Source organism: Actinacidiphila oryziradicis, assembly GCF_005047355.1.
Taxonomy (GTDB): domain Bacteria; phylum Actinomycetota; class Actinomycetes; order Streptomycetales; family Streptomycetaceae; genus Actinacidiphila; species Actinacidiphila oryziradicis.
Genome location: NZ_SUMC01000005.1, coordinates 236,036 through 248,765, shown reverse-complemented (window position 1 = coordinate 248,765; position 12,730 = coordinate 236,036). Strand labels below are relative to the sequence as shown.

Sequence of the window (12,730 nt, the reverse complement as noted above, 5' to 3'; positions counted from 1 at the left end):
CCTCAGATATTCCGGAAACGATTGATCGCGTCGATGTGCTTTGCACGCAATTCCTCGTCGCGCACACCCAGGCCCTCCTGCGGGGCGAGGGCGAGGACCCCGACCTTGCCCTGGTGGAGGTTGCGGTGGACGTCGAAGGCGGCCTGGCCGGTCTCCTCCAGGGCGTACGTCCTGGAGAGGGTGGGGTGGATCTTCCCCTTGGCGATGAGCCGGTTGGCCTCCCACGCCTCGCGGTAGTTGGCGAAGTGCGAGCCGACGATCTTCTTCAGGCTCATCCAAAGGTACCGGTTGTCGTACTCGTGGGTGTAGCCACTCGTCGAGGCGCAGGTGACGATGGTGCCGCCCTTGCGGGTGACGTAGACGCTGGCGCCGAAGGTCTCGCGGCCGGGGTGTTCGAAGACGATGTCGACGTCCTCGCCACCGGTGAGCTCGCGGATCCGCTTGCCGAGCCGCTTCCATTCCCGGGGGTCCTGGGTGTGCTCGTCCTTCCAGAACCGGTAGCCCTCGGCGTTACGGTCGATGACCGCGTCCGCGCCCATGGCGCGGCAGAGGTCCGCCTTCTGGGGACTGGAGACCACACAGACGGGGTTGGCGCCGCCGGCCAGCGCGAGCTGGGTGGCGTACGAGCCGAGACCCCCGCTGGCGCCCCAGATGAGGACGTTGTCGCCCTGCTTCATGCCGGCGCCGTTGCGGGAGACGAGCTGGCGGTAGGCGGTGGAGTTGACCAGGCCGGGGGAGGCGGCCTCCTCCCAGCTGAGGTGCCCGGCCTTGGGCATCAGCTGGTTGGACTTGACCAGGGCGATCTCGGCGAGGCCGCCGAAGTTGGTCTCGAAGCCCCAGATGCGCTGCTCGGGGTCGAGCATGGTGTCGTTGTGGCCGTCTGCTGATTCCAGCTCGACGGACAGGCAGTGCGCGACGACCTCGTCGCCCGGATGCCACGCGTTGACGCCCGGCCCGGTGCGCAGCACGACGCCCGCGAGGTCGGAGCCGATGATGTGGTACGGCAGGTCGTGGCGCTTGCCCAGCGGGGACAGCTTCCCGTACCGCTCCAGGAAGGCGAAGGTGGGGACCGGCTCGAAGATCGAGGTCCACACGGAGTTGTAGTTCACCGAGCTGGCCATGACGGCCACCAGGGCCTCACCCGGGCCGAGCTCGGGAACCGGCACATCGTCCAGGTGGATGGACTTGCGCGGGTCCTTCTCGCGGCTGGAGAGGCCGGTGAACATATCGGCCTCGTCCTTGTGGACGGTGATGGCACGGTAGGACTCGGGGAGGGGCAGGGCCGCGATGTCCGCGGCCGCGGTGTCTGACGCGAGGATCGCGTCGAGGATGTCCTTCACGGTGGGGCCTCCGGCGAAGCGCGACGTAGGGACGCTTGAGGGAACGTCGGGATGTCGTGGATCTGATGGTGCCGTCGGTTCGGCGGGGTGGCGCGATGACCGTGACGGTCGCACGGGTGGAGCGGATGCGCTTGGTGGCGCGGTCGGGGGTCCCCCGGACGGAGTCCGGGGATGCCTGTGACGCAGGCGTCCGGGCCTTTGGGGACAGACGGCGTGCGTTGGATCGCTGCACGCCGTCCGCCCGGACAAGGAACACGGTATGGCACCGGGTGTCACTCGTAAAGACACTGCGTGCCATCAATTCTCGACAGTTTTCACGCGTACGCAACACGGCCGCCCGCGGAGCTGTGGGCGGCCGTGTTGGATTCTGCGAAGACGCAGGTCAGGAGGGCTTGAGTGCCTTCTCGATGGCGTTCATGACCTCCGCCGGGGAGGCATCGGTCCGGGCCACCGCGATGACCACCTCGCCGCCACGGGAGGCGCTGGCGGCTGCCGTGAGCGGCTGCCGGCCCAGGCCGATGCCGGTGCCGAAGGTCTCCTTGATCACCGCGAAGGCGTGTTCGAGCTGTACCTCCACATCGCCCTTCCCTCCGGCCCGCAGCCAGCGCCGCAGCACATGATTGTGGGCCGCCACCACGGCGGACGCGGCGACCTCGGCCAGCAGCGGGTCGTCGTCCCCGTCGCGGTGCGCCGCCTCGTCGAAGTGGCCCAGCAGATACCGGGTGAACAGCCGCTCGTAGCGGGCCACCGAGGTGATCTCGCGCTCCCGGAGCGCCGACACCTCCCGGATCAGGCGGTACCGCTCCACGGAAACCTCGGGGGACTCCGCGTACATCCGCAGCACCTCGGTGATGCCCCGGCACACGGTGTCCAACGGGTGCTCGCGCGGCTCCGCGTCGTCCAGCACCGCCTGCACCCGGACCAGGGTGTCGTCATGGTCCGGGAAGATCACCTCCTCCTTGGACCGGAAGTGCCGGAAAAAGGTACGCCGGGCCACCCCGGCCGCCGCCGCGATCTCGTCCACCGTCGTCGCCTCGTACCCCTGCGTCGCGAACAGGTGCATCGCGGCCGCCGCCAGGTCCTGCCGTACGCGGTGGCGCTGGGCGGAAGCGACGGTCGTACGCGCGGGCTTGACGGGCTGGGCCATCCATCGTTCCTTGCTGAGCTACGTGACGTGCCGCAAGGCACCGGGCAGGGCTTGTCCGTCATGAGGCTACGCCAGTGGCCAATTGAGAAGCCCCGGGTTTTGCCTGGGGAGGAGTCACGCGGGGACGGTACTGCGTTTCCCCGCCCGAGCGGGAATCCCGGGGCGGCCGGACCGGCCGCCCCGCCCGCGTACTGATCAGCGCCGGGCATGCTCACGGAAGCCGCGGCCGGTCTTCCGGCCCAGGCATCCCGCCGCGACGAGGTGCTCCAGCAGTGGTGCGGGCGCCAGGCCCGGGTCGCGGAACTCCTGGTGCAGCACCTGCTCGATCGCCAGCGACACATCCAGGCCGACAACATCGAGCAGTTCGAACGGGCCCATCGGATAGCCGCCCCCGAGCTTCATCGCCGAGTCGATCGCCTCGACCGTGGCGTAGTGCTCCTCGACCATCTTCACGGCGTTGTTCAGATACGGGAACAGCAGCGCGTTGACGATGAAACCGGCCCGGTCGCCGCAGTCCACGGCGTGCTTCCCGATGCTGCCGCACACCTCGTGGACGGTGGCGTGGACATCGTCGGCGGTCAGCACCGTACGCACCACCTCGACCAGCTTCATCGCCGGTGCCGGGTTGAAGAAGTGCATCCCGACGACATCCTGCGGGCGGGACGTGGCCATGGCCACGGCCACCACGGGGAGCGAGGAGGTCGTGGTGGCCAGCACCGCGCCCGGCTTGCAGACCTTGTCCAGTGTCGCGAAGAGCTGCTGCTTGACCGCCAGGTCCTCGGCGACCGCCTCCACCGCCAGGTCCACCTCCGCGAACGCGTCCAGGGAGCCTGCCGGGGAGACCCGGGCGACGGCCGCGTCGCGCTGCTCCTGCGTGAGGCGGCCCTTGGCGACCGACCGGTCCAGGGACTTCGCCAGCCGCGCCAGGGCCTGGTCGGCCTTCTCCTGGCCACGGGCTGCGAGTACCACCTCGTATCCCGCCTTGGCGAACACCTCGGCGATGCCGGCCGCCATGGTGCCCGACCCGGCGACACCGATGCTGCTGATCCCGCGCCCTGGTGTCGCGTTCGCGGCCCCGCCGGGCGTGTCGGCATCGGGCACGGTGGTGGAACCGCCCGGGATCTCGTAGGTGTAGAAGCCGCGGCCGGACTTACGGCCCAGCAGGCCCGCGGCGGCGAGCTGCTTGAGCACAGGCGTGGGGGCGTGCAGCCGGTCGCCCGAGGCCTCGTACATCGCTTCCAGAACGGTCTGCGCGGTGTCGATGCCGATCAGGTCGAGCAGCGCCAGCGGGCCCATCGGCAGGCCGCAGCCGAGCCGCATCGCCGCGTCGATGTCCTCGCGGGTCGCGTACCGGGCCTCGAACATCGCGGCGGCCTGGTTCAGATAGCCGAAGAGCAGGCCGTCGGCTATGAACCCCGGGCGGTCGCCCACCGGCACCGGCTCCTTGCCGAGCGCGCGCACCAGGCCGGTGACCGAGTCCGTCGTCTCCTGCGAGGTCAGCACCGTCGGCGCCACCTCGACCAGCTTCATGGCAGGCACCGGCGCGAAGAAATGCAGACCGAGCACCCGGTCCGGGCGCGAGGTGCGGGACGCCAGCCTGGTGACGGACAGCGCGTTGGTGCCGGTGGCCAGGATGGCGTCGGGCTTGACGATCCGGTCGAGCGCCGCGAACACCTCGCTCTTGGCCTCGAAACGCTCGTCCACGACCTCGATCACCAGGTCGGCCTCGGCCGCGGCCCGCAGATCGGGAAACGTGCGGAAACGGGCGAGGACGTCGCCGCGCTCGGAATCGGTGAGCCGCTCGCGTCGCACGGCGCGGGCGGTGGAGGACTCCAGAGCGGCGATGGCGCGCGCCGCGGCCTGGTCGCTGATGTCGATGCCGATGACCTCGTGGCCCGCACGGGCCAGGACCTCGGCGATACCGGCGCCCATGGTGCCCAGACCGACAACGGCGATCACGGGGAAGGGACGGGAAGAGGACGGACGATCCATCGCGGAACTCCAGATGCTGAGGGGACCGCGGATGCGCACTCGCATACGCGGTGGAGGAGCTGGGTGGAGTCGCGGGGCCTGTACGCAGGTATGCGTGCCCGCATGAGGGGGTGGCGCCGCCCTGTCCCGGGGCTGCGCCGCGATGGTGCCGAACCGACGTAATGCTGTTGGTGCTGTTGGTGCCACGTGCGCGGCGGCTGCGTCACCAGGCCGCCGTGCACGTTGGTTCGAGGGTAACTGGGGAGTAACCTACGCGCCAGACTTCCGCGCATGTGATTTGCACCGCCGACAGATGAGCGCGTCCGGTTATGTGAGGTCCCGTACGTAGCGCACCTCGGCGAGGGCGGTGCCGTAGTAATCCTCATCCTGCTCCACGCCGTCCGGCGTGAAACCGGCGCGCTCATAGAACCGGCGGGCCCTGGCGTTCTTCTCCAGCACCCACAGCCGCAGGCGCGTGAAGCCGCGCTCGGCGGCGCGCTCGAGTACGGCATCCATCAGGGCACGGCCGGCGCCGGTGCCGATCAGCTCCGGGCGGACGTAGATCGCGTACAGCTCGCCATTGCCGGTCCGGGCATCCTCGCCCCGGTACGGACCGTGGGACGCCCAGCCGATGACTCCGGTGCCGTCCACTGCTACCAGGTTCTCCGCCCGCCCGTCGGACCGCGCGAAGTACTCCCGGCGGCGCGCGGCGTCCTCCTCGGCACTCATCGCGTCCAGATACGGCTGCGGCACGATCCCGGCGTACGCGGACTGCCAGCCACGCACCCGGACCGCCGCCACGGCGTCGATGTCCGCCCCGGTCATTCCACGTATGTGAACCATGCCCGGATCGTACGGCGGCCGGCCCGTGGGCGTCACCGCGGTTCGCCGTCGGCGGCGCGCCGGGCCCGCAGCGCCAGCACCCGGCCCCGGCCGGCGCAGGCGGGCGCCGGCACCAGCGGCGGCGTCCGGTGGGGTTACGGCTGGATGCGGCAGGCCGGCGTGTCGGGCGGCGGTTCTCAGGTGCCGGCCAGTGCGGCGACTTCTGCACCGGCCAGCAGAAATGCGCCGACGCCGAAGTCGGCGGTGGTGTCGTAGGTCACCGGCTGGCTTGATTCGGGCCGGTCGCCGACGCCCTGCACGTAGCCGAGGAAACCGTCCGGGTGGACGGCTGTTGTCACCAGGCCGTTCCAGGCGCCGGCGACGATGGGCCGGTACTGCCCGGCCGTGACCAGACCGGTTCGCGCCGCGTAGGCCGTGGCGTAGGTGAAGAACGCGGTGCCGCTGGTCTCGGGGCCCGGCAGGTGGGCGGGGTCGGCGAGGTTGACGTTCCAGAAGCCGTCCGCGCGCTGGACTTTGCGCAGTGCGGTGAGCCCGGCGGCCAGTGTGCGGCGGTACTCGGGGGCGTCCCGGTGGGTCGTGGGCAGGGCGCTGAGCACCTTCACGTGGGCTGCCGCCACCCAGCCGTTGCCGCGGGACCACAGCACCGGCAGGCCGCCCGGCGAGGTGATCCCGCCGGGCAGGAACCGCGCGTCGCGATACCACAGGCCGCTGCCGGTGTCGTACAGGCCCGGACCGCCCTCCGCGCTCTTGGTGTGGGTGTACAGGCCGTGCATGGTGTCCGCGAAGGCGGATTCGCCGCGCAGCACACCGAGCCGGGCGAAGGGTGGCATGGCCATGTGGAGAGCGTCGCACCACGTCCAGTCGTCGTATCCGTCGGGAGCGGCGATCATGCGGCGCAGCGATGCCTCGATGGCTGCGATCTTCGCCTGCTCGGGCTCGAGCGCGTACAGGTCGAGGTACGTCTGGCCGGCGCAGTGGTTGTCCGCGTGCCGGGTGGTGACGCCGCCGTTCAGCGCGTAGGAATGCTTCTCCGCCCAGCCGCGGGCGTAGCTGAGGTAGCGCGGTTCGCCGGTGAGGCGGTGGAGCGCCATGAGACCGCTGAAGAAGGTGGCGCGTGCCCACTGGTTGTCGCCGGGGTCGGTGTTCGCGCCGATCCAGTGGTCGGCGACCAGGCGGAGTACGGACACCACGTCCGCGAGGGCGGGCAGCCGGCCGGCCACGGTCCGCGGCCGTGTGGCGGCGGCCGCGCCGGTGGGAGACCAGGCGGGCAGGGTGGCCGCCAGGGCAGCACCGGCGGTGACGAATCGACGTCGTTCCATGAGTGAGTGCCTTCCGGTTGCGGGTGCGGTCGCGCGCCGGGTGGCGTCACGCGACCCGGCGTCCATGTCTGTGAACTCTGTTCGGAGACGTGAAGATATGGTTCCAGCCGACCGGGTGGAGCGAAAGGGTCCTGACACACCGTTCCCGCCCTGTCCGAAACACGTCGCCGGGCGCGGCGTTGAAGTGAGTTGAAGTGTTGAAGTGATGAGAGATCTACGCGCCCACGATCGGCTCAAGCCGCGCCTTCGGAGCATTCGCGCGGTATCAACGTCACCTTGGGGTTTCTTGCGCAAAGCGCCCCTTGGCGTAGGACGTCTGTATATGGGTCATTGTGGAGAGGGCGAGAATCGTGGCGACGCAGGAGCAGCAGCATGCTCAGGAGCAGCGGCTTGTGCCGAAGAGGTCGCCGGGAGCGGTGGCGGTGTCATGGCTGTCGACCACGGACCACAAGAAGATCGGCACCATGTACATGGTGACCTCCTTCGTCTTCTTCCTGCTGGCAGGCGCGATGGCCCTGATGATGCGCGCCGAGCTGGCGCGGCCAGGGCTGCAGATCATGACGAACGAGCAGTACAACCAGCTGTTCACCATGCACGGCACCGCCATGCTGCTGCTGTTCGCCACCCCCATGTTCGCCGGCTTCACCAACGCGATCATGCCGCTGCAGATCGGCGCGCCGGATGTGGCGTTCCCGCGCCTGAACATGTTCGCGTACTGGCTGTTTCTCTTCGGCTCTCTCATCGTGCTCGCCAGCCTGCTCCTGCCAGACGGTGGCCCGGACTTCGGCTGGACGGCCTACGCCCCACTGTCCGACGGCGTCCGCTCGCCGGGGATCGGCGGGGACATGTGGGTGATGGGCCTGGTCCTGAACGGATTCGGCACCATCCTGGGTGCCGTCAACTTCATCACCACCATCATCTGTATGCGCGCCCCCGGAATGACGATGTTCCGTATGCCCATCTTCACCTGGAACGTGCTGCTCACCAGCGTCCTGGTGCTGCTCGCCTTTCCCGTCTTCGCCGCCGCGCTACTGGCCCTGGAGGCGGACCGCAAATTCGGTGCGCACGTCTACGATCCCGCCAATGGCGGTCCGATCCTGTGGCAGCACCTGTTCTGGTTCTTCGGGCACCCGGAGGTCTACATCGTCGCGCTGCCGTTCTTCGGCATCGTGACCGAGATCCTGCCGGTGTTCTCCCGTAAACCGGTCTTCGGTTACGTGGGGCTGATCGCGGCGACGATCAGCATCGCCGGCCTGTCGGCGACGGTCTGGGCCCACCACATGTTCGCCACCGGCGCGGTTCTGCTTCCCTTTTTCTCCTTCATGTCCTATCTGATCGCGGTGCCGACCGGAGTCAAATTCTTCAACTGGATCGGCACCATGTGGAACGGGTCGCTCTCGTTCGAGACGCCGATGCTGTGGTCGATCGGGTTCCTGGTCACGTTCCTGTTCGGCGGACTGACCGGCGTGATCCTGGCGTCACCGCCACTTGACTGGCACGTCACCGACTCCTATTTCGTCGTGGCCCACTTCCACTACGTCCTGTTCGGCACCGTGGTGTTCGCCACGTTCGGCGGATTCTATTTCTGGTGGCCCAAGTTCACCGGGACGATGCTCGACGAACGCCTTGGCAAGATCCAATTCTGGACCCTCTTCGTCGGATTCCACGGTACCTTCCTCGTCCAGCACTGGCTCGGCACCAATGGCATGCCCCGCCGCTACGCCGACTACCTGGTCGCCGACGGCTTTACCGCTCTCAACACCGTGTCGACCATCAGCTCGTTCCTGCTCGGCCTGTCCACCCTGCCGTTCCTCTACAACGTGTGGAAGACCGCCAAGGAAGGCAAGAAGGTCGAGACGGACGACCCCTGGGGATACGGCCGCTCCCTGGAATGGGCCACTTCCTGCCCCCCGCCCCGCCACAACTTCCTCGCCCTGCCCCGGATCCGTTCCGAATCCCCGGCCTTCGACCTGCACCACCCAGGGGTCATCGCCGAGGGGGAACTCCCCGGCGGGCAGCGCGACATGGTCGAACCCGACCCCGGCGCCACCGACCGCCCCCCGACCGGCGGCACAGGCTGACACCCGGGACCTTGGACATGAGCGAGCGACAGCCAACCGGCCGGCCGACCGGTGAAGAGGAAATCCGGGCCGGCATCGCCCAGTTGGAGGGATACCTCCTGCTGGAGCGCGAACGAACGACCGCGCACCAGGAAGCAGAGGCCTTCGCCCAGCACCTGCCATGGCTGACCACCGTGCAGCACGAGGAGGTCGTCCACCTCTACACCCAGCACCGCCTCGCCGTGTCCCAGCGCATCTGGCAGGCCACCGCACACCGGGCACGCCAGCTCCGCGCTGAGTACCAAGCCCGCTACGACGCGCTGCGCCACCGCCTCATGCGCAGATGCGTCGCCCTGTACCTCGCGGCGGCCGCCCTGGGCGTGCTGTGTGTCGCTCTCCTCGCGTTCTTCGCCGCGCCCGGCTGCTGGCCTGCCCGGCTTTGAGAGGGGAACGTCGTCCGTCCGCAGCGCGTCACCACGGCAGCGTCTCTAGAACTCTGTGTGTGCCTGTGGTTTCCAGGCTTTTCGGGCGCGGCGTGGCTGTCTGCGGTTGCCGTCCGGTGGTCCGAACCTCGGGGTGAGGGGGTGGACCTCGGTGGCGTGCAGGTGGTGGAAGCCGGTCCGCTTGGCGGCGCGGGTGCATCTCCATCGCGCCGGGCGAGGACCACGACACCGTGCACGGCGGAGACGTCACCGGTCCGGCTGGCGGCAGCGGCGACCGGCCCCAGGGCTGTCCGCTTCACACTGCCCCGGCCTGGCCCCTCGCTCAGACGGCTTCCCCGCCAACTCCGGAGCGTCCTGCGGGGACGCCGACGACCAGCACGGTCACGCGCTTCCGGACGGGCTCCCCGAAGACCGTGACCATGGCATCGGTGATGGACGCGATCAGCCCTGCGGGGGCGTTGCCGATCCCCGGCAGATTCAATGCCGGTTCACGCATGTTCAGGGTGACGATCGGTGCGTTCGCTTCGGAAGGTATGCCGCCGATGCCCCAACGGCGCTGCGGGATGCCGAACAGCTCCACGACGGCGACTGCGCGAGCCCACTCGCCGTACACCGTGACCACCGCTTCGGTCAGCGCCCGGATGAGCTTCGGCTCGACCTTTCCATCCAGCTCCTCTTCGCGGATCTGCACGTTGAAGTGCGGCATGGTGAATCCCCCTTCGGCTGGTTCACTAGCATGAAAGCGATTCTGCTTTGCGAACAAAGAACCTTTACTCTCAAAGCTATGTGGAGGGATGGTCGATGTCAATGGAGGGCCGACGGGACGGCGGTCGGGGCGGATCCGCCCCGGGCGTCGACGATGCCATCAGGGAATTGCTGCTGCTCATGCCCCGCATGGTCGGGCGGGCGAAGCGAATCCCGGTGCCCGACGAGCTCCAGTCGCTCGCCTTGGCGCCGCGACATCTGTCGCTGCTGTCCTATCTGCTCTTCGACGGGCCGATGGCCGTGAACGACCTGGCTGCGCGGCTGGGGGTAGCACCGACGACCGTGAGCCTCATGGTCGGCGAGTTGAGCCGCAAGGGGATCCTGGAGCGACGCGAGGACGACTCGGACCGCCGCCGACGCATCGTGAGCATCAACGACAGCAAGCGGCCGCCCATCGCCGACTGGCTGGCCCAGGGGGCCACCGCCTGGCGTCATGCCCTGGCACCGCTGACGCCCGACCAAAGACGGACGTTCATTGACACGTTGCTCGCCTACGAGGCCGGGATGGCCGGGGACGAGGATGACTGATCGCACGTCATATTCCTCGCCGGCCGCTGAGGAACTGTCAACTGTTGCATGATGCATAGGTAAATGTCAGCTTCTCTTATGGTCTATCGTGATCGTGTGAAGCTTTCGGAGTGGGCGAAGCGGGCTGGTGTGCACTACCAGACCGCGTGGGAGTGGGCGCGGGACGGCAAGATGCCGGTTCCCGTCGTCCAGACTCCTTCTGGCTCCTGGCTCGTTGTCGAACCCGAAGTACCTGTGTCCGGCCGGACCGTGGCGTACTGCCGCGTCTCTTCCGCAGACCAGAAGCAGGATCTTGACCGGCAGGTCTCCCGTGTCGTCCAGGGAGCCACTGGGCTCGGGCTCGCGGTCGCCGAGGTGGTGACCGAGGTCGGGTCTGGGCTGAACGGGAAGCGGCGCAAGCTGCACCGCGTCCTGTCGGACCCGACCGCTACCGTCATCGTCGTGGAACACCGCGACCGTCTCGCCCGCTTCGGAGTCGAGCACCTCGAATCCGCGCTGTCGGCATCAGGCCGCCGCCTGGTGGTGCTCGACCCGCAGGAGACGACCAGCGATCTGGTCCGGGATATCACCGAAGTCCTCACCTCTATGTGCGCCCGGCTGTACGGGCACCGGGCCGCGAAGAACCGTGCCGCCCGTGCGATGGCCGCCGTGACGGGCGAGAACGCCGGGTGAGGAAGTTCATGCCGCAGCCGGGGTTCGTGGTGCAGGCGTACAGGTACGCGCTGGACCCGAGCGCGACAACCAGGCAGATGATGTTCTCCCACTGCGGTGCGGCCCGTGCCTCCTTCAACTGGGCGGTGACCTGGGTTGAGGCATCGTGGTGGCAGCGGAGGGCCGAGGAGTCGTACGGCGTCCCCGAGGACGGGCTGACGCATTGGCGGCCGTGGTCGCTGCCCGCGCTGCGGAAGGTGTTCAACGAGGCGAAGAAGATCGACCCCCGGTTTGCCGGGTGGTGGGAGGAAAACTCCAAGGAGGCGTACTCCACCGGTCTCGCGAACGCTGCTGCCGCGTTCGACAACTACGCGAAGTCTAAGCAGGGCAAGCGCAAGGGCAAGCGGGTCGGGATGCCCCGCCGCAAGTCCAAGCACCGCGCTCGCCTCGCGTGCCGGTTCACCACCGGCACCATCCGCGTCGAGGCGGACCGCAGGCATGTGACGTTGCCCCGGCTGGGGACGATCCGCACCCACGAGTCCACCCGCAAGCTTGAGCGGCGCGTCAGCAACGGCACCGCCCGCATCCTGTCCGCCACGATCAGGTACGAGCGCGGACGCTGGTTCGTCTCGTTCCAGGTCGAGGTCAAGCGGGAACTGGAGCGCGTCGCCCGTCCGCAGGTCGCCGTGGGCGTTGACCTCGGGGTGAAGGTCCTCGCAGTGATGGCCGACTCCCTCGGGGAGATCCGCTGCATCCCGAACCCGGCGCACTACGACACCGCCCTCAAGACCCTGGGGCGCATGTCACGTCGCGTCTGCCGCAGGCAAGGCCCGGACCGCAGGACCGGTCAGAAGCCGTCCAAACGCTGGTTGAAGGCCAACACCGAGCGCAACCGGGTCCACCACCGGGTCGCGCACCTGCGCGCCGATGCCCTGCACAAGCTCACCACCACGATCACGAGCGAGTACGGCACCGTCGTGGTCGAAGACCTCAACGTCGCCGGAATGCTCCGCAACCGGCGCCTGGCCCGGAAGATCGCTGATGCCGGGTTCGGGGAGATCCGTCGTCAGATCACCTACAAGACCAAGCGGAACGGCTGCCGCACGGTGGTCGCCAGCCGCTGGTATCCCTCCTCGAAAACCTGCTCGGACTGCGGTGCGGTGAAAGCCAAGCTGCCGCTGCACGTCCGAGTCTTCGACTGCGATTCCTGTCCCCTGGTCATGGACCGGGACGAGAACGCAGCCAGGAACCTCGCCGCTCTCGCGGCGGCCTGCATGACTGGTACCGGAGTGGCCGGAGACCAGGACGCGCGAGCGCCGAAACCTCGTGGAGCCGACCGGAAGACCCGCGTCACCCGCCCCAGCCGCAAGGCCGAGGCGGGGCGGGCAGGTGGCACAAGACTGCCGCACCAGCAGCAGAAGGAAACGAGAGACCGTACTCAAACCAAAGCCCTCACGCTTTGGTGATGTGACGGACCTTCCGGGCCGGAATGCCCGGATTGCTGAGATTCCCTGAGGATCGAAGCAACGGTACATGGATGCCAGCCGCCAGATCGTGTAGCCGGTCACCGTGCCGACCGGCATCAGGGCCGCCAGGACAGAGACGCGACGCGAGCGGGTGGCCGCGACGTAACCCACGACTCCATCGGCCAGGAGGAAGAGCA

The 12,730-nt window shown here is 68.5% G+C and carries 11 protein-coding genes; 5 read left to right on the top strand and 6 right to left on the bottom strand.

The annotated features are described in order from the left end of the window. Positions 1 to 2: 2 nt before the first annotated feature. The 5 genes from ccrA to FCI23_RS08060 all read right to left on the bottom strand — a co-directional run bounded on the left by ccrA (position 3) and on the right by FCI23_RS08060 (position 6,620). The gene (ccrA, locus tag FCI23_RS08080) at positions 3 to 1,340 is read right to left on the bottom strand and encodes a crotonyl-CoA carboxylase/reductase (protein ID WP_136722762.1); all 1,338 of its coding nucleotides are present in this window, start codon (positions 1,338 to 1,340) and stop codon (positions 3 to 5) included. 382 nt (positions 1,341 to 1,722) lie between these two features. After that, entirely contained in the window at positions 1,723 to 2,487 is a 765-nt protein-coding gene (locus FCI23_RS08075) for a TetR family transcriptional regulator (protein WP_136722761.1), read from the bottom strand. Between the two features lie 195 nt (positions 2,488 to 2,682). Further along, complete coding sequence (locus tag FCI23_RS08070; RefSeq protein ID WP_136722760.1) at positions 2,683 to 4,479, bottom strand: 3-hydroxyacyl-CoA dehydrogenase family protein; 1,797 nt, start codon at positions 4,477 to 4,479, stop codon at positions 2,683 to 2,685. Between the two features lie 306 nt (positions 4,480 to 4,785). After that, positions 4,786 to 5,301, bottom strand: a complete 516-nt coding sequence (locus FCI23_RS08065; RefSeq protein ID WP_246143504.1) for a GNAT family N-acetyltransferase — start codon at positions 5,299 to 5,301, stop codon at positions 4,786 to 4,788. A 176-nt stretch (positions 5,302 to 5,477) separates the two neighbouring features. Continuing rightward, positions 5,478 to 6,620 (bottom strand): glycoside hydrolase family 88/105 protein, encoded by a 1,143-nt coding sequence (locus tag FCI23_RS08060; RefSeq protein WP_136722759.1) that lies wholly within the window; start codon positions 6,618 to 6,620, stop codon positions 5,478 to 5,480. A gap of 350 nt (positions 6,621 to 6,970) precedes the next feature. On the opposite strand from FCI23_RS08060, the gene ctaD reads away from it, so the two are divergent. Further along, positions 6,971 to 8,701, top strand: coding sequence for an aa3-type cytochrome oxidase subunit I (gene ctaD / locus FCI23_RS08055; protein WP_246143502.1), 1,731 nt, complete (start codon positions 6,971 to 6,973; stop codon positions 8,699 to 8,701). A 17-nt stretch (positions 8,702 to 8,718) separates the two neighbouring features. Continuing rightward, positions 8,719 to 9,123, top strand: coding sequence for a hypothetical protein (locus FCI23_RS08050; protein ID WP_136722757.1), 405 nt, complete (start codon positions 8,719 to 8,721; stop codon positions 9,121 to 9,123). Positions 9,124 to 9,445: 322 nt separating this feature from the next. Here FCI23_RS08050 and FCI23_RS08045 read toward each other — a convergent pair whose 3' ends face one another. Further along, positions 9,446 to 9,829: a tautomerase family protein gene (locus tag FCI23_RS08045; RefSeq protein ID WP_136722756.1), complete on the bottom strand. Its 384-nt coding sequence runs from the start codon at positions 9,827 to 9,829 to the stop codon at positions 9,446 to 9,448. A gap of 95 nt (positions 9,830 to 9,924) precedes the next feature. Here FCI23_RS08045 and FCI23_RS08040 point away from each other — a divergent pair, with 95 nt between their 5' ends. The 3 genes from FCI23_RS08040 (at position 9,925) to tnpB (ending at position 12,533) form a co-directional block, all read left to right on the top strand. Then, positions 9,925 to 10,416 carry a MarR family winged helix-turn-helix transcriptional regulator gene (locus FCI23_RS08040; protein WP_246143500.1) on the top strand — a complete coding sequence of 164 codons (492 nt, stop codon included), beginning with the start codon at positions 9,925 to 9,927 and terminating at the stop codon, positions 10,414 to 10,416. Positions 10,417 to 10,512: 96 nt separating this feature from the next. Beyond that, entirely contained in the window at positions 10,513 to 11,088 is a 576-nt protein-coding gene (locus FCI23_RS08035) for an IS607 family transposase (protein WP_136722755.1), read from the top strand. 8 nt (positions 11,089 to 11,096) lie between these two features. Then, a complete protein-coding gene (gene tnpB, locus FCI23_RS08030) occupies positions 11,097 to 12,533 on the top strand; it encodes an IS607 family element RNA-guided endonuclease TnpB (RefSeq protein ID WP_246143498.1) in 1,437 nt (478 codons plus the stop codon). The last annotated feature ends 197 nt before the right edge of the window (positions 12,534 to 12,730 follow it).

Excerpts from the sequence above, each read along its gene's own strand:
- FCI23_RS08075 (WP_136722761.1), bottom strand. The coding sequence starts at position 2,487 with ATGGCCCAGCCCGTCAAGCCCGCGCGTACGACCGTCGCTTCCGCCCAG.
- FCI23_RS08070 (WP_136722760.1), bottom strand. The coding sequence starts at position 4,479 with ATGGATCGTCCGTCCTCTTCCCGTCCCTTCCCCGTGATCGCCGTTGTC.
- FCI23_RS08065 (WP_246143504.1), bottom strand. The coding sequence starts at position 5,301 with ATGGTTCACATACGTGGAATGACCGGGGCGGACATCGACGCCGTGGCG.
- FCI23_RS08060 (WP_136722759.1), bottom strand. The coding sequence starts at position 6,620 with ATGGAACGACGTCGATTCGTCACCGCCGGTGCTGCCCTGGCGGCCACC.
- FCI23_RS08050 (WP_136722757.1), top strand. The coding sequence starts at position 8,719 with ATGAGCGAGCGACAGCCAACCGGCCGGCCGACCGGTGAAGAGGAAATC.
- FCI23_RS08045 (WP_136722756.1), bottom strand. The coding sequence starts at position 9,829 with ATGCCGCACTTCAACGTGCAGATCCGCGAAGAGGAGCTGGATGGAAAG.
- FCI23_RS08040 (WP_246143500.1), top strand. The coding sequence starts at position 9,925 with ATGTCAATGGAGGGCCGACGGGACGGCGGTCGGGGCGGATCCGCCCCG.
- tnpB (WP_246143498.1), top strand. The coding sequence starts at position 11,097 with ATGCCGCAGCCGGGGTTCGTGGTGCAGGCGTACAGGTACGCGCTGGAC.